This window comes from Bacteroides luti (genome assembly GCF_900128905.1).
In the GTDB taxonomy this organism is placed as follows: Bacteria; Bacteroidota; Bacteroidia; order Bacteroidales; family Bacteroidaceae; genus Bacteroides; species Bacteroides luti.
Map to the genome: position 1 here is coordinate 105,757 of NZ_FQTV01000009.1, position 20,543 is coordinate 126,299.

The 20,543-nt window shown below is 36.9% G+C and carries 20 protein-coding genes; 8 read left to right on the forward strand and 12 right to left on the reverse strand.

From position 1 onward, the window contains the following. Positions 1 to 29: 29 nt before the first annotated feature. The 5 genes from BUC21_RS09755 to BUC21_RS09775 form a co-directional block, all read right to left on the reverse strand. On the reverse strand, positions 30 to 791 hold the full coding sequence (locus BUC21_RS09755; RefSeq protein ID WP_073401706.1) for a LytR/AlgR family response regulator transcription factor: 762 nt from the start codon (positions 789 to 791) through the stop codon (positions 30 to 32). After that, positions 788 to 2,833: a histidine kinase gene (locus tag BUC21_RS09760; protein WP_073401708.1), complete on the reverse strand. Its 2,046-nt coding sequence runs from the start codon at positions 2,831 to 2,833 to the stop codon at positions 788 to 790. The genes BUC21_RS09755 and BUC21_RS09760 overlap by 4 nt, the downstream gene beginning before the upstream one ends. A 72-nt stretch (positions 2,834 to 2,905) precedes the next feature. Further along, positions 2,906 to 3,232, reverse strand: a complete 327-nt coding sequence (locus BUC21_RS09765) for a DUF5056 domain-containing protein (protein WP_073401710.1) — start codon at positions 3,230 to 3,232, stop codon at positions 2,906 to 2,908. Next, complete coding sequence (locus BUC21_RS09770) at positions 3,219 to 3,764, reverse strand: RNA polymerase sigma factor (protein WP_073401712.1); 546 nt, start codon at positions 3,762 to 3,764, stop codon at positions 3,219 to 3,221. The genes BUC21_RS09765 and BUC21_RS09770 overlap by 14 nt, the downstream gene beginning before the upstream one ends. Beyond that, a complete protein-coding gene (locus tag BUC21_RS09775) occupies positions 3,761 to 4,354 on the reverse strand; it encodes a DUF6249 domain-containing protein (RefSeq protein ID WP_139261380.1) in 594 nt (197 codons plus the stop codon). Before BUC21_RS09775 ends, BUC21_RS09770 begins: the two co-directional genes overlap by 4 nt. 180 nt (positions 4,355 to 4,534) lie before the next feature. Between BUC21_RS09775 and BUC21_RS09780 the strand changes: the two genes are divergently transcribed. Further along, positions 4,535 to 5,917, forward strand: coding sequence for a methyltransferase RsmF C-terminal domain-like protein (locus BUC21_RS09780; RefSeq protein ID WP_073401716.1), 1,383 nt, complete (start codon positions 4,535 to 4,537; stop codon positions 5,915 to 5,917). An 83-nt stretch (positions 5,918 to 6,000) separates the two neighbouring features. Beyond that, positions 6,001 to 6,732 carry an SDR family NAD(P)-dependent oxidoreductase gene (locus tag BUC21_RS09785; RefSeq protein ID WP_073401804.1) on the forward strand — a complete coding sequence of 244 codons (732 nt, stop codon included), beginning with the start codon at positions 6,001 to 6,003 and terminating at the stop codon, positions 6,730 to 6,732. Positions 6,733 to 7,255: 523 nt separating this feature from the next. Here BUC21_RS09785 and BUC21_RS09790 read toward each other — a convergent pair. From BUC21_RS09790 to BUC21_RS09800, 3 genes are read right to left on the reverse strand one after another with little or no spacing between them, the layout of a single operon-like run. After that, positions 7,256 to 7,666: a secondary thiamine-phosphate synthase enzyme YjbQ gene (locus BUC21_RS09790; RefSeq protein WP_073401718.1), complete on the reverse strand. Its 411-nt coding sequence runs from the start codon at positions 7,664 to 7,666 to the stop codon at positions 7,256 to 7,258. Between the two features lie 12 nt (positions 7,667 to 7,678). Further along, entirely contained in the window at positions 7,679 to 9,316 is a 1,638-nt protein-coding gene (locus BUC21_RS09795) for an ABC-F family ATP-binding cassette domain-containing protein (RefSeq protein WP_073401720.1), read from the reverse strand. Positions 9,317 to 9,327: 11 nt separating this feature from the next. After that, on the reverse strand, positions 9,328 to 11,409 hold the full coding sequence (locus tag BUC21_RS09800; RefSeq protein WP_073401722.1) for an RNA degradosome polyphosphate kinase: 2,082 nt from the start codon (positions 11,407 to 11,409) through the stop codon (positions 9,328 to 9,330). 53 nt (positions 11,410 to 11,462) lie between these two features. Here BUC21_RS09800 and BUC21_RS09805 point away from each other — a divergent pair, with 53 nt between their 5' ends. Next, positions 11,463 to 11,954 carry a metallophosphoesterase family protein gene (locus BUC21_RS09805; protein WP_073401724.1) on the forward strand — a complete coding sequence of 164 codons (492 nt, stop codon included), beginning with the start codon at positions 11,463 to 11,465 and terminating at the stop codon, positions 11,952 to 11,954. Here the strand turns inward: BUC21_RS09805 and BUC21_RS09810 are convergent, their stop codons facing one another. Beyond that, entirely contained in the window at positions 11,955 to 12,695 is a 741-nt protein-coding gene (locus BUC21_RS09810; RefSeq protein WP_073401726.1) for a hypothetical protein, read from the reverse strand. It abuts the gene before it with no gap. A 10-nt stretch (positions 12,696 to 12,705) separates the two neighbouring features. Next, positions 12,706 to 13,251: a DUF5034 domain-containing protein gene (locus BUC21_RS09815; RefSeq protein WP_073401728.1), complete on the reverse strand. Its 546-nt coding sequence runs from the start codon at positions 13,249 to 13,251 to the stop codon at positions 12,706 to 12,708. Positions 13,252 to 13,397: 146 nt separating this feature from the next. On the opposite strand from BUC21_RS09815, the gene rfbA reads away from it, so the two are divergent. The 4 genes from rfbA to BUC21_RS09835 are packed head-to-tail and all read left to right on the forward strand — an operon-like array spanning position 13,398 to position 17,129. Next, positions 13,398 to 14,267, forward strand: coding sequence for a glucose-1-phosphate thymidylyltransferase RfbA (gene rfbA, locus BUC21_RS09820; RefSeq protein ID WP_073401730.1), 870 nt, complete (start codon positions 13,398 to 13,400; stop codon positions 14,265 to 14,267). A 6-nt stretch (positions 14,268 to 14,273) separates the two neighbouring features. Then, positions 14,274 to 15,413, forward strand: coding sequence for a dTDP-glucose 4,6-dehydratase (gene rfbB, locus BUC21_RS09825; protein ID WP_073401732.1), 1,140 nt, complete (start codon positions 14,274 to 14,276; stop codon positions 15,411 to 15,413). Continuing rightward, the gene (locus BUC21_RS09830; RefSeq protein WP_073401733.1) at positions 15,410 to 16,558 is read left to right on the forward strand and encodes a DegT/DnrJ/EryC1/StrS family aminotransferase; all 1,149 of its coding nucleotides are present in this window, start codon (positions 15,410 to 15,412) and stop codon (positions 16,556 to 16,558) included. Before rfbB ends, BUC21_RS09830 begins: the two co-directional genes overlap by 4 nt. Next, entirely contained in the window at positions 16,539 to 17,129 is a 591-nt protein-coding gene (locus tag BUC21_RS09835) for an acyltransferase (protein ID WP_073401735.1), read from the forward strand. The genes BUC21_RS09830 and BUC21_RS09835 overlap by 20 nt, the downstream gene beginning before the upstream one ends. Before the next feature lie 240 nt (positions 17,130 to 17,369). Here BUC21_RS09835 and BUC21_RS09840 read toward each other — a convergent pair whose 3' ends face one another. Beyond that, positions 17,370 to 18,275: a 1,4-dihydroxy-2-naphthoate polyprenyltransferase gene (locus tag BUC21_RS09840; RefSeq protein ID WP_073401737.1), complete on the reverse strand. Its 906-nt coding sequence runs from the start codon at positions 18,273 to 18,275 to the stop codon at positions 17,370 to 17,372. Positions 18,276 to 18,499: 224 nt separating this feature from the next. Between BUC21_RS09840 and BUC21_RS09845 the strand changes: the two genes are divergently transcribed. After that, entirely contained in the window at positions 18,500 to 18,946 is a 447-nt protein-coding gene (locus BUC21_RS09845; RefSeq protein ID WP_073401739.1) for a DUF2059 domain-containing protein, read from the forward strand. A gap of 254 nt (positions 18,947 to 19,200) precedes the next feature. On the opposite strand, the gene BUC21_RS09850 is transcribed toward BUC21_RS09845, so the two are convergent. Beyond that, positions 19,201 to 20,391, reverse strand: coding sequence for a DUF4468 domain-containing protein (locus BUC21_RS09850; protein ID WP_073401741.1), 1,191 nt, complete (start codon positions 20,389 to 20,391; stop codon positions 19,201 to 19,203). Positions 20,392 to 20,543 lie beyond the last annotated feature (152 nt).

The window sequence follows — 20,543 nt, forward strand, 5'->3', positions numbered from 1 at the left end:
ATATAAATAATATTTAAACGACGTTTCCTCTATAATATCTCTAATTGTTCTTTTAATTTCGAATAATATCTTCTTGAAGCATGAATGTCCAAATCATTGAATGGAGGGTATAAAATGCATTTTAATGTTTTATTCTCAATAGATGAGATATAGTCAACATTTAGTATGCATTCCTGATTAATTTGCATGAATGAAGGGCTAAATGCAAGTAAATCTTTGGCAATAATACCTGTTCTTAGTTTCTGTACAGATAAATCGGTCATTGTTATTTGCCAGCTTCTAAATCCATCTATATATTGAAAACAAAGAACTTCGCTTGCTTTTAGAAATAATAGCCCTGAGATTGTTTGCAGAGCAAATTTCTTATCATTTTTCATTAAGCGCAGAATAGATTGTTCAATATTTGTTCTTTCTTTCTCCGGTTGCATTTTAATACGCTCTATGATTGCTGAAAGTTCTTCTGGCAGATAAGGTTTCATTAAATAGTCGAAAGCTGATGAACGCAATGCTTCAAGCACATATTTATCGTAAGCACTATAGAATACGATATACATTTCAGGATGTATCAACGTTCGGATTTCGTGTAATAGTTCAAACCCATTCATTTTAGGCATTTCAATATCCAAAAAAAGTAGATCGGGCTGGTGCTGAACGATTATTTTTTTTGCTTTTTCTACAGATGTAGTAGTTTCAATTATCTGAATTTCAGGATAATTTTCAAGATCTTTGCTTAATGTTGCAATTGAATTACTTTCGTCATCGACTATAATTGTAGTTATCGTTTTTTTCATAGCTCGAAATTATATTTATAAGGAATAATAACTGTAACTCTTGTACCATGTAAATCGGGTGAAAAGTTCTTCATGTCTTCAATATTGAAAAACATTTTTTCCTGATTCTTTTGATTTAATAATTCTATAGTCTGGAATATAACCTTAAGTCCTGTTCCGGTACTGTTTTTATCTCCAATATGTGCTCCCGGGTTATACCCTGATCCGTTATCAATAATAGTGATATAAAGAAAACTGTTATCAGCAGAAATGTCAATGTTTATATGTGCATCTTTCATCTCCTCTCTGAAAGCATATTTAATGGAATTTTCTATTGGTATCTGGATAATCATTGACGGAATTAACGTATCAAAGGGAACATTCTGAGATATATTCCAATTGATATCTACTTTTCTACTATTGATATTTTTGCGGAATTCAATATAGTTTTTTACAAATTCAATTTCTTCTTCAAGTGATACAGCCATTTTTTCGGAAGCAATCAGGTTACTACGTAACGACTGAGCTAATAGTCTGAACAAGTGTACAAGGTTATCGTCTTGTTTGAAAGTTGGCATTACAGCATTTAACATGTTAAACAAGACGTGCGGAGAAATCCGATTACGAATGTTTTCCATACGTAATTTAGCTATAGTAGAGAACTGCTTGGCAAATCTGGATTCTCTTTTTTTACGATTTAAATGAATTGCAATGCCGATTATTATTGCACCAGTTATTAATAAAGATAATGAGAGTATACTTATCAATCTCATTTTCTGCAGATCAGCTTTGTTTTCTGAAAGAATGATGTTGTGTTTAAGTTTGCTGGTGTCTTGACTATATCGGGTGGTTAGTTCTGAAATTGCGCTAGACAGTGTTGTTCTTCGGACAGAATCATTATAATTATCAACTTTTGTTCTATAATAATATGCATTATGAAAATCGCATTTTTTTTCGTAATATAATTCTAATCTCTTATTGTAAAGATGAATATATTGAAGGGCTATTTTTGATAAATCATATTTCTTGTTTAATAATTTATGTGCGTTTCTTAAATCGTTCTTTAGTAATGCCAATTCGGCATAAAGACCATTGAGATAAAAAGAATAATTTATATTTTGATTTGATTTGGAAAAAAATAAATTAGCTTTATCCAAATGATACTTAGCTGAGTCGGATTGATTGAGCAATAGATAAATACTTCCTACATTACATTCTGTAATTCCTCTGTAAATGCTGAATTTAAAGTTTTGAGTTTTTACATTTGCTTCTTTATACCATCTCTGGGCATCTTTGTAGTTTTTAATTGCTTCGTAATAGCTAGCTCGTAAACTGGCGAAAATAAATTGCCTGGATGGTGGCATTTCTTTATATCTTTTCTCAGCAAAATTGAAATAAATATTAGATTGGTTATAATTATTAAGACTCAAATAGACCTTGGCCAATCCTGTCTGAATTAAGAAATATGCTTCGCTGTTGTCGCTTAAAATATTGGCTGTTTCTTGTGCTCTTTTATAGTAAACAGCTGATGACGTATAATTCCCTTGTGATATATAGTTGTAAGCAATTCGAATGCAAATATTCACTAACGTATTATAATCTTTTGTCTTAACAGCTTTTATATATGCTTTATTCAAATAATATTGTGCAGAATCAAAATTACTTATAATTGAAAGATAAAGACCTCTATTATAATAGGTCTCAGTTTCTAACTTATTAAGTCTTGTTGTATCTGATAGGTTCTTATTACAAAAATGAATAACTTTATTATTTAACAGTAGTGCAGAGTCTATTTTGTTATCAAAAAAACAGGTATAGCTTATATTCTGAGTTACTTTGTAGTAATTGATACTGTCTTTAATTACTTGTCTGACTTTTAGTAGTTTTTGTCTTACAAGATCCGGATGTTCTAATGCCAGTTCTTTAAAATGTTCTGTTAAAGAGTCTGCATAAGCATATTTGTCAGCTGTTTTTTCACTATTTTTAGTGTGGCAGCTAACAATGAATAAACATAAAATACAAATGAAAAAAGTACTTCCTCTCTGTTGCAGCATATAATTCATCAGTATCAATTCAAGTGTATACCGCAAATATATGCAAAAAAAAGTAAATATTATCTTTTTTTATAACTATTTTTAGTCAGAATAGCAAACTTTTTTTACCCCCAGACTTATAAGTACTATAGCGGCAATAAGTAATGATTTTAGATCAAGATGTGCAATACTGCTTTGCATTGTTCCATTGTATGCTTCGCGCAATATATTGAGTATTGCTTCCAGGCCATTGAATACAAAGAATAAAATAATAGCAACAGCAGTACAGAATGCTGCCCACATATTTGAAAGTTTATCTACCCGGTTGGGTAAATGGCGCATAACTCTGTTAGAAAAGCCATTATCTTTAATCTCCTTCTTCTCATTCTGGAAGAATTGGCTAATCATTTTATCATCAATTTCTGTCATAACCATTTTGTTTTAAGTAAATCGCTAATTTTTCTTTGCCTCTTGACAAGTGTGATTTTACTGTACCTGTCGGGCTTCCAATAATCCCTGCTATCTTATCGATACTCACATCCTCCATGTAGAATAATGTGATGCAGGTTCGTTCCACTTCTTTTAGCATCTTGAGTGACTTATAAATATCCATCTTTTCTCCCACATTCTCTTGCTCTGTGCAGTGCATAGCATCTACTTCCCGTGCGTCAATTTCAGATGTCTCTTTACGGCTGCGAATATAATCATAAAAGACATTATATGCAATTCTGTAAAGCCAGGTTGAGAAATTTGAAAGATTTTTAAAGGATGATATATTTGTATAGGCTTTAATAAATGTATCCTGTGCCAAATCGTCACTTAATTCGCTGTCGCCCAATGTCTGATTAAGGAAAAACCTTCGAACTTGCGATTGGTATTTCTTAACCAACGTGTCGAAGGCCTTGGTGTTTTTAAACACCACGACCTGTGCGACTAACGATATATCGTTCAATAGGCTCATTCTTCGTCTGACTTTTGTTCTGGATTATTCTTTTCTAAAGGTTTCTGCTTGTTTTGTGTATAATGGATTACAATTTGTCCAATACCCATAAACATAACCATAAAGCCAATACATCCAAGTCCAAATTCACCGGTCAATGCCCAGAGGAAGATACCTAATCCTAAACCAAGGAAAGCGTTTTTAACTCCTTTGGCATGGACATCTGTGGCGCCCTGTACTTCTTTAAATAACCCTTCCGGAATGTCTTTTCCATTCTCTAGTGCTTTTTCTGCTAAGCGGTATTGGGCTTGTTTATCTTTATGTCTATACCAGAAAATGAAGAAAATGATCAATACCGGAACTGCGCACCCAAAAATAATTGCTACGATTGGAATTAATAGTCCTTCAGAATCTTCAAAAGGAATTCCATGGAACTCTTCTTTCAGTGACTTTAATTCACCATTGTAGTTTTGTGCTGCAGAATCAGTTGCGGCTGAGTCGGCAGATGTGCTTTGCACAGTCAACGTAACATTTGATGTGTCTTTTGTAACTGTAGCCTTCTTTGGTGAGGCTTGCCCCATCATTGAGATGCTAACTGCGAACATCATCATGAATGCAATCATAAATTGTTTCATATTCTTTGGTTTTAATTAGTTTAATACTTCATTTATTTAAACTTCAACTATTAGACGTAGCATGTTGCATGGAAAGTTGCAAATAGACGAATTATTTTTTATTTTTCCATAAGAAAAATTGAGAATAAAGTATATTTGCACCATAAATACAATCAGATGAAGCTACCTCAACCCTTTATAGAACAAACAAAAGCACTTTTGTGCGAAGAATATGCAAACCTTGAAAGCGCATTACAGGAAGAATCACCAGTGAGCATTCGTGTGAATAAAACAAAGCCTTTTTTGCACAATGAAACTATGAATGTACCATGGTGTTCCAGCGGTTTTTATTTAGGGGAACGTCTTACTTTTACTTTCGATCCATTGTTTCATGCAGGTTGCTATTATGTACAAGAGGCATCTTCTATGTTTGTGGAGCAGATTATTAGAAACTATGTAACCGAACCGGTTGTGGCACTCGATCTTTGTGCGGCTCCCGGAGGAAAATCTACTCATCTCCGCAGTCTTTTACCGGAAGGGAGTTTTCTTGTTGCTAATGAGGTTATTCGTAATCGATCTCAAATTTTAGCTGAGAATCTTATAAAATGGGGGCATCCGGATGTTGCTGTTACTAATAACGATCCGGCCGACTTCTCTGATTTAGGTACACTCTTTGATTTGATTCTTACTGATGTGCCATGTTCAGGCGAAGGAATGTTCCGTAAAGATCCTGGTGCCATTGAAGAGTGGAGCCCTGAAAATGTAACAATCTGCTATCAACGCCAACGTCGTATTATTGCAGATATATGGTCTGCCCTGAAACCGGGAGGTATTCTTATCTACAGTACTTGTACCTATAATCTGATGGAAGATGAAGAGAATATTGAATGGATAAAGAAAGAATTGGGTGCAGAGTCATTGTCTGTTGATGTTCCTCAGGAATGGGGGATTACGGGAAACCTTGCCGGAACAGATACTCCTGTTTATCGCTTTCTGCCTCACAAAACAAAAGGAGAAGGCTTTTTCCTTGCAGCCTTGCGTAAGTTAGGAGATGATGAAATTCAACCTATGCGGACTAAATCATCAAAAAAGAATAAAAAAGAAAAACCTTTAGAGATTCCTCAACAAACGAAATTGTGGCTTCAGCATCCTGAAGATTTTAATTTTGAAAGAAGAGGTGACTTTATCGTTGCATGCCGGAAGAACAATGCAGAATTAATCAGTCTTCTGTACCAGCAGTTAAGAGTTGTTCATTCCGGTATAATTATAGGTGAAGTTAAAGGAAAAGACCTCATACCTCACCAATCTTTGGCAATGAGTAATGAATTGAATGCCAATAAATTCTCTTCTTGTGAACTGACTTATGAACAGGCTATCTCTTATTTAAGAAAAGAAGCTATAGTGTTGGATGCAACAGTTCCTAAAGGATATTTGTTATTACAATATAAAAATGTACCGCTAGGGTTTGTGAAAAATATAGGTAACCGGGCTAATAATCTATATCCACAGGAATGGAGAATTCGTAGTGGCTATCTGCCTGAAGAAGTTCGCTGTATCTAATTTTGTTCAAAGATATATTCTTTCATAATTCAGATGATCAGAATTTGAGTCATTAACAATATAAATTGCATCTTATGAAAACAATGTCTGGAAAGCGAGTATTCGTTACCGGCGGATCACAAGGAATTGGCCGGGGAATTGTGGAGGCTTTTGTTTCAGCAGGAGCAAATGTTGCTTTTTGCGATATCAATGAACCCGATTCTTCTTTTCTTTCGTCAGAAAATAGTCTCTTCTATAAAGTTGACGTAACAAACGAGAAAGCACTAACGGAAGTTATGAAACAGCTTTTTGCCAATTGGGGCGATATTGATATCCTGATAAACAATGTTGGTATTGGGGGATTTTCCTCATTGCTTGATGTTACAGTTGAACAATTTGACCGAGTTATTGCCACTAATTTACGACCAGTCTTTATTACTTCCAGATTATTGGCATTACATCGTTCAGAAATGGAACCATTACCTCGTTATGGTCGCATTGTTAATATTGCATCTACCAGATACTTAATGAGCGAGCCGGGTACTGAGGGATATGCTGCATCGAAAGGAGGAATTGTTTCGTTGACTCATGCTTTGGCTGTTTCTTTATCGAAATATCATATAACGGTTAATTGTATTAGTCCCGGATGGATTGAGACAAAAGATTACGATTCTCTGACTGTGGCCGATCATGAACAACATCCATCAGGAAGAGTTGGAACTCCTCAAGATATAGCCAGGGCATGTCTCTTTTTGTGTGATCCGGATAATAACTTTATCAATGGTCAGAACATGGTCATTGATGGAGGTATGACTAAGAAGATGATTTATGTGTAATTAGATATCTAAATCCTCCTCTCCAAATAAAAAGGTTCTTCGTCACTTTAGGTGCAAGCAAACAGTCTCAAATACTTATCCAATCAAGATTATACATGCTTTTTGATAAGCCATTTATTGAATCTGATAAAAAGTCTGCAAAACACCAGAAATAAGAGGCTCAATATAATATCTTGCACCTAAAGTGACGAAGAACCAATAAAAAAATATTTTCATCCCTCACCTCTCACTTTTTGAGTTTAATTATCTGGAAATAAGACTCCTGTAAAAGTGAGGGATGAAAATGAACCATCACTTATCCCTCACTTTTGCTGTGATCCCTCACCAATTTGCTTCTTATATTCTTGAATTGGAAATCCATAAACTGAGTTTTGCAAAAAAGGCAAGCTCCCGCCTGCTTTCAAAAAGCAGGCGGGAGCTTGAAATATAATTCACCAATGTTTTTTTAATCATTGACCATTAAATAAAATCCATTGCCCAATAATTTTTAATCATTGGTCAATAAATTAAATCCATTCACCAATTATCCCATTACAGTGGCAACAACCCTTCTTTCTCCACCATAATTGCGGAATTCACAAAGATAGATACCTTGCCATGTTCCCAGGTTTAACCGACCGTTGGTTATAGGAATTGTAATGCTTGAGCCAACTATTGTTGACTTAGTATGGGCAGGCATATCGTCATCGCCTTCAAGTACATGTTCATAATAGGGTTCTCTTTCTTTAACCAGGCGATTGAATGTGGATTCTAAATCTGTTCGCACATCAGGATCGGCATTTTCATTAATGCTCAAAGCTGCAGAAGTATGCTTGATAAACAAATGAAGCAATCCTGTTTTTGGCAGTTCAGGCAGATTTCTTATAATCTCCTGAGTAACCAAATGAAAACCTCTTTGTCTGGCTTTTAGTGAGAATTCTGTTTGAGCAACCATGCTTATTTCTTTTTATTTGTTTCTCTCAAGCTCATTTAATGAATCCATTTTCTTCTTTTCAAGGAATTCATAAATACCGCATAGATGCTCAGTAACTTTCTTGTTGCCGAACTCATAAACCTTGGTTACCAGTCCGTCAAGGAAATCACGGTCGTGAGATACCACGATAAGTGTTCCGTCGAAATCCTTCAAAGCCGATTTTAAAATATCTTTTGTTTTCAGGTCGAGGTGGTTGGTTGGCTCATCGAGAATAAGCAAATTAACCGGCTCAAGCAATAACTTAATCATAGCCAGTCGCGTACGTTCACCACCCGATAAGACCTTAACCTTTTTCGTTGATTCTTCACCACCAAACATAAATGCTCCCAGTAAATCGCGTATTTTATTTCGGATATCTCCTACAGCAACATCGTCAATGGTTTGAAAAACGGTTAGATTTTCATCTAACAACGAAGCTTGATTCTGTGCGAAATAACCAATCTGTACATTGTGTCCTAAAGTTAGCGTTCCGGTATGCTCAATTTCTTTCATGATACACTTCACTAAAGTAGATTTACCTTCACCGTTCTTTCCTACAAAAGCTACTTTATCGCCACGTTCTATAGTTAGATTGGCATTGCTGAATATCAGCTTCTCACCATAAGTCTTGCCCACACCATCCATAGTTACAGGATAATTACCAGAGCGTGGAGAAGGAGGAAACTTTAAACGCAGAGCGGAAGTATCTTCCTCATCTACTTCAAGTATCTCAAGCTTTTCCAGCATCTTAACCCTACTTTGTACTTGGTTGGTTTTTGAATATGTACCTTTAAAACGTTCGATGAATTCCTGATTCTCAGCAATCATTTTCTGCTGATCTTCAAAGGCTTTTTGCTGTTGCTCGCGTCTTTCTGCACGAAGCTGCAAATATTTGGAGTAATTAACTTTATAGTCGTATATACGTCCCATGGTTACTTCAATGGTACGTGTGGTAATGTTATCCACAAATTTTCGGTCGTGACTGATAAGGATTACAGCTTTGGCGCTGTTAATAAGAAAATCTTCCAGCCACTGAATAGATTCAATATCGAGGTGATTAGTAGGCTCATCCAATAAAAGAACATCGGGATTTTGCAATAAGAGCTTGGCAAGTTCAATACGCATACGCCATCCACCGCTGAAATCGCTTGTCTGTCGGTTGAAATCTTCACGCATGAAACCTAGTCCTAAAAGTGCTTTTTCCACATCCGCTTCATAATTGGTGGCGTCAATGGCATAGAATTTCTCGCTTAAAGCAGAAACGTTTTCAATAAGCTCCATGTAGCTGTCACTTTCGTAGTCGGTTCTTGTTTCAAGTTCCTTGTTCAGCTTTTCAATTTCAGCTTCCATTTCATGAAGGTGAGAAAAAGCCTGCGCTGTCTCTTCAAAAACAGTTCGTCCGTCTTCCGTCATCAAGTGCTGAGGCAGATAAGCAATCACGCTATCTTTCGGAGCTGAAATTTTTCCTCGGCTGGGTTGACGTGCACCGGCAAGAATCTTTAATAAAGTACTCTTTCCTGCACCATTCTTACCCATCAAGGCAATACGGTCTTTTTCATTAATCACAAAAGAAACGTCACTGAAAAGGGTGGTTCCCCCGAACTCTACTGTTAATCCGTCTACTGAAATCATTCTTATTTTTGCTAATTAGGGCGCAAAGGTAGTGAATTTTTGTCTTTCAGAAAATTGTAAATAGCATATTGTGACCTAATTGGTGGTTCTGATGGGTTATATTTAAATTTGTTTTGCAGGTCGGCATCCACAAAACAGGCTTTTTGGTTATCTTTTAACTGAATATTCAGAATATCAATGACATCTCTTTTTAAATTTTTATCCAGAATCGGAGTAACTGCTTCTATTCTGTGGTAGAGATTTCGCTTCATCCAGTCGGGAGAACCAATAAACACCTTTGGATCTCCTCCGTTATGGAAGTACCATACCCGGGCATGTTCAAGGAAACTATCCACGATTCGGGTTATGCGAATGTTTTTGCTGTATGGTTGACCGGGAATGAGACAGCAAATTCCGCGTATTATGAGTTCTATTTCCACACCATGTTCCGATGCACGGTAAAGTTCATCAATCATAATCTGATCTTGTAAGGCATTCATCTTAAGAATTATTTTGCCTCCTCTGCCTTGCTCAGCCAATTCTATTTCATGGTTTATTAGTTTAGTGAGCTCCGGAATAAGGTTAAACCGCGCAACCAAAAGCTGCTTAAATTGTGGATGTTCCACCTTTTTTTCCAGAATAAGAAATAAAGTATGCAAGTCTTCCACAATCTCACTATTAGATGTAAAAATGCCGATATCAGAATAAACTTTTGCTGTTTTTTCATTAAAGTTACCGGTACTTACATAAGCATAACTAGGTACATTCTCTTGTTTATCACTATGCCTCAGTACAAGTGCCACCTTGGCGTGTACCTTTAATCCCGGAATGCTGTAAATAATATTAATACCTGCATTTTGCATCATTTCAGCTGTTTCCAGATTATTCTCTTCATCAAAACGAGCTTTCAGTTCCACAAATACAGTTACCTTCTTTCCGTTCTGGGCAGCACTGATCAATGTGTTTATCACTGCAGAGTTCTCGGCTACTCTATATTGAGTAACCATTATTTCTTTAGTCAGCGGATCATGTGTAGCCTCATAAAGAAAATGGATAAAATGCTCAAAAGAGTGATATGGAAAATTAACCAGCAGATCTTTCTTCTTCACGTATTGAAAGATGGAAGAATGCCTGTTCAGACAATTAAGTCTCATTGGCTGAGGCTTCTCATTTATTTGCAAGAGTTTGTTGGGATTGGGTAGCTTAATTAAATCCTCAAGATTTAAATGGCTATCTCCTAAAACCAATTCGTTTCTGTTTATATGGAAGGCATCTATCAGAAATTCAAGAAAGTCATCAGGCATAGAGCGATCGTAAACAAAACGGCATACTGCTCCAATTTTACGCTTCTTCACCTTCTTTTTTACTTGCTCCACAATGCTTCCGCTTATAGTATCGTCAATAAGAATATCAGCGTCTCGTGATATCTTGATGCAGTAACAGTTGTCTACTTCATATCCTGGGAAAATACTTCCTATATTGGCTTTGATAATATCTTCAATATACATTAAGTAATAGTTTCCATCATGCTGAGGCAGTTCAATAAAGCGGGAAACCTTACTATAAGGCATTTTAAGAACAAAGTATTGCTCGCGTGAAGGATTATCAATTGAGCTGTTTTTCTTATATAAACGAACGGCAAGGTATAATCTATTGTCTCTCAGAAAAGATATTATTTCGCCTTTTGATATTAAAACCGGTTGTAAGAATGGGAACACTTCTTCGTTAAAGAAATTACGAACAAACTCCTGGTGGAAAGGTTCCACATCTTTACTTTGATAGAAGATAACATTGTTTCTTCGAAGCTCAGGAAGTATTTTTTGTTCATAAATACGTACTCTTTCTTCCAGCTGCTTATTTACCTCTATGTTTATATCTTCTAATATTTGCTGAGAAACCTGTATAGATTCTTCATCTGTCCTGGCTCCTGAAACATTCGCTTTATGGTCTGCCACACGTATTTTATAGAATTCTTCCAGGTTAGAAGAATAAATAGCAATGAAATTAATACGTTCATAGAGTGGAAGCTTGTCGTCATTAGCCTCCAGCAGCACACGATAATTAAACGATAGCCAACTAATATCGCGTTTAAAGTATTGATATGAATGTTCCATAGCAGCTATTTTGCCGTAAATATAGTATATTTGCAGACATAAATAGCAAAAAAATGGTAAGAATTGGTTTATTGTCAGACACTCACGGTTACTGGGATGAAAAATACCTGAAATATTTTGAGAATTGTGATGAAATTTGGCATGTAGGAGATATAGGATCAATGGAAGTTGCAGAGAAACTGGCAGCTTTTCGCCCCTTAAGGGCTGTGTATGGGAACATTGACGGACAGGATATTCGCAAGACTTATCCTCAGATAAACCGATTTACCATTGAAGGCGCCGAAGTTTTAATGAAGCACATTGGTGGTTATCCCGGGAATTATGATCCTTCTATTCGTGGAAGTATTCTGGTTCGTCCTCCAAAATTATTTATCAGCGGGCATTCACATATATTGAAAGTAAAGTATGACAAAACTCTTGGTATGCTTCACATTAATCCGGGTGCAGCCGGTATCTATGGCTTTCACAAAGTGCGTACCATGGTTCGTTTTGTCATAGATAATGGGGAGTTTAAAGATCTGGAGGTTATTGAACTGGCTGGATAATTAATAGCAAAAACTGACTCCTAAACCAATCTCAAGATTACCGGAAAGACTTTTGGGAGCGAACTTTCTTTTCTCAATAACTTCTTGAGTGTAAGCGTCAGTAAGTACATAAGTGTAACTGGTTTTTTGTATGAATTGGGTGTAATCAATATCCACATTGAAAAGAAGATTATCATACTTATAACTCAGGCTAATGCCTGGATTTATGAAAGGAAGGTCATCGATTTCCAGATAACTGTCGCCTGCGGTATATCTTATATAATAAAGATTGTTACTTCCTTTTTCTTTTATATTGAAGCATGGATTCTTGACGAGTATTTCTCCTATACCTACCCCCAATCTGGTACGGATAGACCAATTTTTATTTTCAATGCGGTATGTCCCTCCAATGCTCCCATCATGGAGAGTTGTACTTTTATTTTCATTGAAATCATCTCCCAGATTATAATAAAGGTTTGGTATCATGTTTGAATAATCTTTTCCCGAATGGGTTGCCGATGCTAATTTTAAATCGACGAATGCTCCCCATTGAGAACTAAAGAAATAACTAAACCTACCTTTAATGAAAGGGGATATTGTTTTGGTACTTAACAGACAATCTGAAGCATTGCCAAACTTTGGATCAAACAAATTCACATTGATACCGGTTGTCATATCTATTATCATGCGTTTGGGACTTTCTGTTTGTGCTTGCAGTATAGCCGGCAAAAAGAAAAGAATCAATATAATTATTTTTCTCATGATGATTAAATTAGTGTAAAGCAATTGGAGTTGTTTCTTTTTCTATCTTTTTTCCGCTAGCCAAGGTCAGTGTAACCTTAAAGGAGTGTAAACCGGCTTGAGGAATGGTTCGTAAAGCCAGATAAATTTTAGAACCTGTCATTATATTGATAGTGTCTCCTTTTTGAGTATAATCCCAAATATCTTGTTCTATCGTTCTTGGGTAATTTGTAAAGCAAGGTCTTATATCTGCTCCGGCAGGATAATCTTGATTAAAAGTATTTATAGTGTTAATGTCTAGTTTGATAATTCCATCTTCTAACTTATAATAGTAATAATTATTAGCTCTGATTAAAGAGTCCGTAATTAAGTCTATTCGCAATATATATGCCTCTTTTTTTATTCCGGCTGAGGTGGCCTCAACTGGTTGTTTGCCCTCATTATTCATATGATGAAGCTCGAAATCGGTCAGCTTGCAACTTCTGTATTCGGGCTCTTCATCCCAATAACCTTCGCAATCACATCCCATGCCAAGGAAGATAGCTAAGACAATCATTGTACGTAATAAATATTTCATAGCTTAAGATTTTGTTATGTGCAAATGTATTATTTTATTTCTAAAAACGTTAGATTCTACTAGAAACTGCTTTATCTATCGTTAAATTATTTTGCAATATCAAATATCTTTCCGTAATTTGCGTTTAATAATAAACAAAGTAATCTATGAAAGGAATAATTCTTGCCGGAGGAAGTGCAACTCGTCTTTATCCGCTTTCCAAAGCCATATCAAAACAAATCATGCCGGTGTATGATAAGCCGATGATTTATTACCCGTTGTCTACATTGATGCTGGCTGGAATTCGTGAAGTTTTGGTTATTTCTACTCCTCGCGATCTTCCTATGTTTAGAGACTTGCTGGGAACAGGCGAAGAACTTGGTATGAAATTTGAATATAAAATTCAGGAAAAACCAAACGGATTGGCACAGGCTTTTGTTTTGGGTGCTGAATTCCTGAATGGCGAACCGGGATGTTTGATTCTGGGTGATAATATGTTCTACGGACAAGGTTTTTCATCTATGCTTCATCGTGCGGCAAGCATTAATAAAGGTGCATGTATCTTTGGTTATTATGTAAAAGATCCTCGTGCTTATGGGGTGGCAGAGTTTGATGAAACCGGAAAAGTTATCTCTCTGGAAGAGAAACCCGAAAACCCAAAGAGCAATTATGCGGTTCCCGGTCTTTATTTTTACGACTCAACCGTTACAGAGAAAGCTGCAGGTCTGCAACCTTCTGCCCGTGGTGAATATGAAATTACTGATCTGAATAAATTATATCTGGAAGAGGGAACTTTAAAAGTAGAACTTTTTGGCCGTGGATTTGCATGGCTAGATACAGGAAACTGTGACAGTTTGCTCGAAGCTTCAAACTTTGTGGCAACCATTCAGAACCGTCAGGGATTTTATGTGAGCTGCATTGAAGAAATTGCATGGCGTAATGGCTGGATTTCAACTGAGCAGTTGAATAAGCTTGGACAGCAATTATCAAAAACTGAGTATGGTAAATACCTCCTTGAATTAGCAAAAACAAAATAATTATATATGAAAACTTATTTGGTGACAGGGGCTGCCGGATTTATCGGTGCTAACTATCTGAAATATATTCTTGCCAAACATAATGATGTTAAAGTTGTAGTGCTCGACTTGCTTACTTATGCAGGTAACCTGGGTACTATTGCCGGAGATATAGATAACACTCGTTGCGAATTTGTAAAGGGTGATATCTGTGACCGCGAACTTGCTGATAAGCTATTTGCTCAATATCAGTTCGACTATGTGGTAAACTTTGCTGCAGAAAGTCACGTGGACAGAAGTATTGAAAACCCTCAGTTGTTCCTGATGACTAATATCCTTGGAACGCAGAATCTACTGGATGCTGCTCGCCGTTGTTGGGTGACTGGTAAAGACGAACAAGGTTATCCAACATGGAGAGAAGGTGTACGTTTTCATCAGGTTTCTACTGATGAAGTTTATGGTAGCCTTGGAGCTGAAGGATTTTTCCACGAAACTACTCCTCTTTGTCCTCATAGCCCTTACAGCGCTTCAAAGACTAGTGCCGATATGTTTGTAATGGCTTACTTTGATACTTATAAAATGCCGGTAAGTATTACCCGTTGTTCAAATAACTATGGTCCTTACCATTTCCCTGAAAAGCTAATTCCACTTATTATAAAGAATATTCTCGAAGGAAAGAATCTTCCTGTTTATGGAGATGGCAAGAATGTGCGCGACTGGTTGTATGTGGAAGACCATTGCAAAGCAATCGATTTAGTTGTTCGCAAAGGCAGAGTGGGAGAGGTTTATAATGTAGGCGGACACAATGAAAAACAAAATATTGAAATTGTGAAGCTGACTATTGCTACTATTCACCAGATGATGACTGAGAATGCGGCTTATCGCGATGTGCTTAAGAAAAAGGAATATAACGAAAAAGGTGAACTCTCTATTGATTGGATTAATGAATCACTGATTACATTTGTGAAAGACCGTCTTGGTCACGATCAGCGATATGCCATTGACCCTACTAAGATAACCAATGAACTTGGCTGGTATCCCGAGACTAAGTTCGAAGTTGGAATTGTTAAAACAATAAAGTGGTATCTGGAGAATCAAGGCTGGGTAGAAGAAGTTACCAGCGGAGATTATCAGAAGTACTACGAAAAAATGTACGGAAACAAATGATAGACCCCGACTCGCAAATCCCCATGGTAGACCTTAAAGGTCAGTATCTGAGAATTAAGCCGGAAATTGATAATGCTATACAGAGTGTGATTGATTCCAGCGCATTTATAAATGGTCTGCAGGTTGGGGAATTTGCAACTGATTTAGAAAGTTATACGGGAGTACGCCATGTTATTCCCGTGGCCAATGGTACCGATGCTCTTCAGATAGCATTAATGGCACTTGGGCTCCAACCCGGAGACGAAGTTATTGTTCCTGCCTTTACTTATATTGCATCAGCCGAGGTGGTTGCTTTGCTGGGACTGGTTCCGGTGATGGTGGATGTGGACTATGACTCGTTTAATGTAACGGCTGCTCATATTCAAAAGGCGATTACTCCAAAAACAAAAGCTATAATCCCGGTCCACTTGTTTGGACAAAGTTGTCCGATGGAAGAGATTCTTCTATTGGCTGAGGCTAATGATTTGTTTGTTATTGAAGACAATGCTCAGTCCCTTGGTTCTGTTTATTCTTTCTCCGAAGGAAAAGAACAGCAAGCCGGAACAATGGGCCACTTCGGATGCACATCTTTTTTCCCGACCAAGAATTTGGGTTGTATGGGAGACGGTGGTGCACTGATGACGAATGATGACGATTTGGCTTTCCGTGCTAAAATGATTGCCAGTCATGGTCAGTCCAAAAAATATGTTCACGATGTAATAGGTTGCAATTCCCGTCTTGATACCATTCAGGCTGCAATTCTGAGTGTGAAACTTCATCATCTGAACGACTATATAGAGGAAAGACAATTGGTAGCGAAACGCTATTATGAAGGACTTTCAGATCTGAATTCAATTCTCCTTCCTCGGAAGATGCCTTATACATCTCATACTTTTCATCAGTTTACCATTAAAGTTACCAATGGCAAACGAGATGAACTGAAGAAATTCCTTGCCGCCCATGGAATTCCAAGTATGGTGTATTATCCGCTTCCACTACAGGAGCAGGAAGCTTTCACTGATATTGTGCGAGAGGGTGAACAACTGCCAAACTCTGAGTTGCTTTGCCAGCAAGTACTTTCTCTACCCATTCATACGGAAATGACCGAAGAAGTGCAAAACTTTATTATAGAAAAGATACGCGAATATGCAGAGCAAGGAGAATAACTATTTTGTTCACGAAACTGCAGTGATAGACCCCGGTTGCCAGATAGGTGAGGGGACAAAGATCTGGCATTTCTCACATCTGATGACTGGGTGCGAGCTGGGCAATAACTGCAATATAGGGCAGAACGTAGTTATTTCACCGGAAGTTATTCTTGGAAACAATGTGAAGGTTCAGAATAATGTATCTGTTTATACCGGTGTAATTTGCGAGGACGATGTATTTCTTGGACCATCGTGTGTATTTACTAATGTAATTAATCCCCGTAGCTTTATTGAAAGGAAAGAGGAGTTCCGCACCACACTTGTAAAACACGGAGCAACTATTGGTGCCAATGCTACTATTGTCTGCGGAAATACAATCGGCGAATATGCCATGATTGGGGCCGGTGCAGTAGTAACCAAAGATGTTTTGCCTTATGCATTGGTAACAGGAAATCCGGCACATCAAACTGGTTGGGTGAGTGAATACGGACACAGGCTTTTGTTTGATGAAAACGGTGAAGCAACTTGTCCGGAAACAGGTCAGCATTACCAGTTAAAAGAGGGAAAATTATTTCCGGCTTTCATCTAAATACAGGTTTCATGATATTATAATGATGGGGTGCTTTAAGGTATCCCATTTCTTTTATAAAATAACCCGATGAGTCTTTATTAAAATTCAAAGTCATGTTTTTGTTTTGATGTATATCAAATCACCCTTTTGATGTATATCATCGCTATCGTTTGATGTACATCATAATATGTGTTAGATGTATATCAAACGCAAAAAAGTAAACGGCTAATTTATAATTATTCCTTTTGATTATTATTTTTATCCCAGTGATAATCCGATAAATAAAAGCATAGCAAGAATAAGCATATTCCTGGATGTTTCTCCCAAAATAACATTTAGCTCTTTCCCTTTGTGTATTTTTACCAATCGCTGCCAAGTCTTGAAGTGAGAAGCCAAGTAAAACTGAGGAAGTAAGGCTGCCCATAAGTGACCTTCAAATACAAAATAAAGGCAAAGCCAGCAGGCAATCATGCCTAAAAATAGATAAAGATAGCGTCCGAAAGGTTCTCCGAAACGAACCACGACTGTCTTTTTTCCGCTCAAGGCATCAGCTTCCCGGTCTCTATAGTTATTAACCACAAGCAAAGTGTCAATGGCTAGTCCGCTGATGAGTGAACCAACAATCACTGAGGGAGTAATGGTCAAAGCCTGTACATAATAAGTTCCGCATACAGGAACAAAACCAAAAAACAACAAGACCAAAATATCTCCCCATCCGTGATAAGAGAGAGGGTACGGCCCTGTGGTATATAGAAAAGCAAAGATAACGCAGACCATGCCTACCATGATCAGCCACCATCCGCCATAGAGTAGAAGTGTGCTGCCTAATGCACATGCCAGAGATACCACAATAATAATTCCTATCTTCATAGCAGAAGGAGAAATCCATCCCTGAGCGCAAGCCCGTTCAGGACCAAGGCGGTCTTCACGGTCGGTTCCTTTCAGGAAGTCGAACAAGTCATTGATTAGGTTGGATGCAATTTGCATAAGGAAAGCAAACAAGCAACATATCAGTGCCGGAAGCCAATTAAACTTCCCATCGGCAATGGCAAGTCCTGTTCCTATTAATATTGGCACCACTGCCCCGGTCAATGTTTTAGGGCGGGCAGCAAGCAGCCATGCTTTGGCAGAATTCTTTTTTACTGTATCTTTTATATCTTTCATCTTTCTCGTTTTTAACAGAACAAAGATACAATCATTCTGAAAAAAACGAGGGACGATACATTGAAAAATAAGATTTGTGATCTTTGTTTGGCGGAAAGTAAATATAAGATGTAATTTATTCGGATAAATAAGTATCTTTGCCAAGTCCTTAAATTAAGTATAATAACAGTTCTTTTTAATAAACTTATTCTGAAATTTAAATAACTACTATGAAACATTCGTCAATGAAAACAATTCTGTTTGCTGTTTTTGCATTTATCTCAGTTACTACAATGGCACAATCTGTAGATTCTTATTCACAGGTTATGAAGAAATATCTGATAGCTACTAATACTCTGAAAAATATGCAGACTATGGTTCCTCAAATGCTTAAGCCATTTCAAACCCAATCACCGAATATTCCTAAAGAATTCTGGGATTCTGTTAATGAGGAATTGCTAAATGACGTGGTAAACCAAATGACGGAAATGCTGACTCCTATCTATCAGAAGTATTTAACACAAAAGGAACTGGAGGATGTTTTGGCTTTTTATGAATCTCCTGCCGGGAAAAAGATTAGTGATGTAACTCCTAAAATAACTTCCGAGGCAATTCAAGTAGGACAGAATTGGGGTGCCTCTATCGTTACTAAGATTCAAGCAAGGATGAAAGAAAAGGGATACACAAAATAACGACCTGGAATTTTAAAAATCTTTATATCTTTAGAATCATCATTCTCTTTCTGCTTTACTATAAAAACCTTTAGAGATGAGACTCACATTATGTGAATAAGTATAACCTTTACCATAAAAAACATTCCGGGAACCGTTAAATGTTTCCGGAATATTTTTATTTCAGATTTTATTATGAAGAACACACTTTTGCAAGGCTGATAAAATTTGTCCATCAAAATCAATTATCAACCTTGACTTTTGCCTAAGGTGCCTTACTTAACCCAAACATTAATTATTTCACCGATATACATTTTATGCATTTGCTTGCCGGTCCAGTTTTCTTTTAAGCTTTTATCAGAAATAGATTCTGCTTGTAAAGACTGTGCAACCATTTTTCTACATTCAATGATAAGCCATGCCTGAGAGAAAGCTTTGCTACCACCAGGAGTAGTGATTGGAGTTAGTCCCGAACCTTTTACTTTGTCTGTGTCTTTACCAGACTTGCTACCGCAATATTTCAGTGCATCACGGTAAGCCTCCGTATAGAATGTCAGAGTATAAGTATCTTTATTTTCCATTAACTGATAAGTGTAGCGGGTTGGGTTGATAAAGCAGAAAGCTACAGGCTTTTCGTACAGAAAGCCTAATCCGCCCCAACTGGCAGTCATCATATTGAATTTATCTTTGTCGCCGGCTGTTATCAACATCCAGTCTTCAGAAAGCATCTTGACAATATTCCCCGGAATCTTATCCGGTGCTATCTTTTTATATCCGGCCATTTCATTGGTAGCAGAAGGTGTTTCGTTACTTGTAGAGATGGCAGGGATAGAACTTACATCGGGTTTCGCTGCAACAGAAGGAGCTGCTTCTGCTACTTGAGTTGCAATAGGTTTTGCTCCAATTGCTGTTTGTAAATGAGCAAATGTGTCATCGACAAAATCAACTGTCTTTATACGAAACTTGGCATAGCCTCGTAATATTTTAGTTTTGTCTTTATTCAATACTTCTTTATCGCTTATTTGAAGCTCAGCCGGTATCTTTTTATCATTTTCATAATCGTAGAATATCCTTTCAATGTTCATAATACATTTCCCCGGCATGCATGTAGCAGTCATCTGATATTTAATCACTGCGCGGTCTAATGATAGAGAACTTGATTTAAAAACCAGATATTCTTCGCCGGATCCTACTATTATACCTTTTTCTTTATCAGAATAAACCACTCTGCTTGTGTTGTTGTTCTTTTTTAGTCGTTTTTCCATCCAGCTCATTACCTTGTCGAAAGCCTGATCTTTAGTATAGCCAGGCAAGTTAAATTCTTTGGAAAACACTACTTTTCCGTCTATTTCCGGAACTGCGCCTACCAGATAATTCTTAGTATTCTCACTTTCGTCCTCCTGAGCCTGTATCATTACAGGTAAACAGAAAATAAACAAGACTAAAAGGAATGTTGATTTTTTCATAATGGTTTTATCTTTTAGAAAACAAAGTACTATAATTTACAATATTTTATATCCTGCAAACTTATAAATTTTTAATTGTTAGTTAATCAATTTGATAGAAAATATTTATCAATTGTTTTATGTAGATAAATGATTAACGATGGATTCTTTCC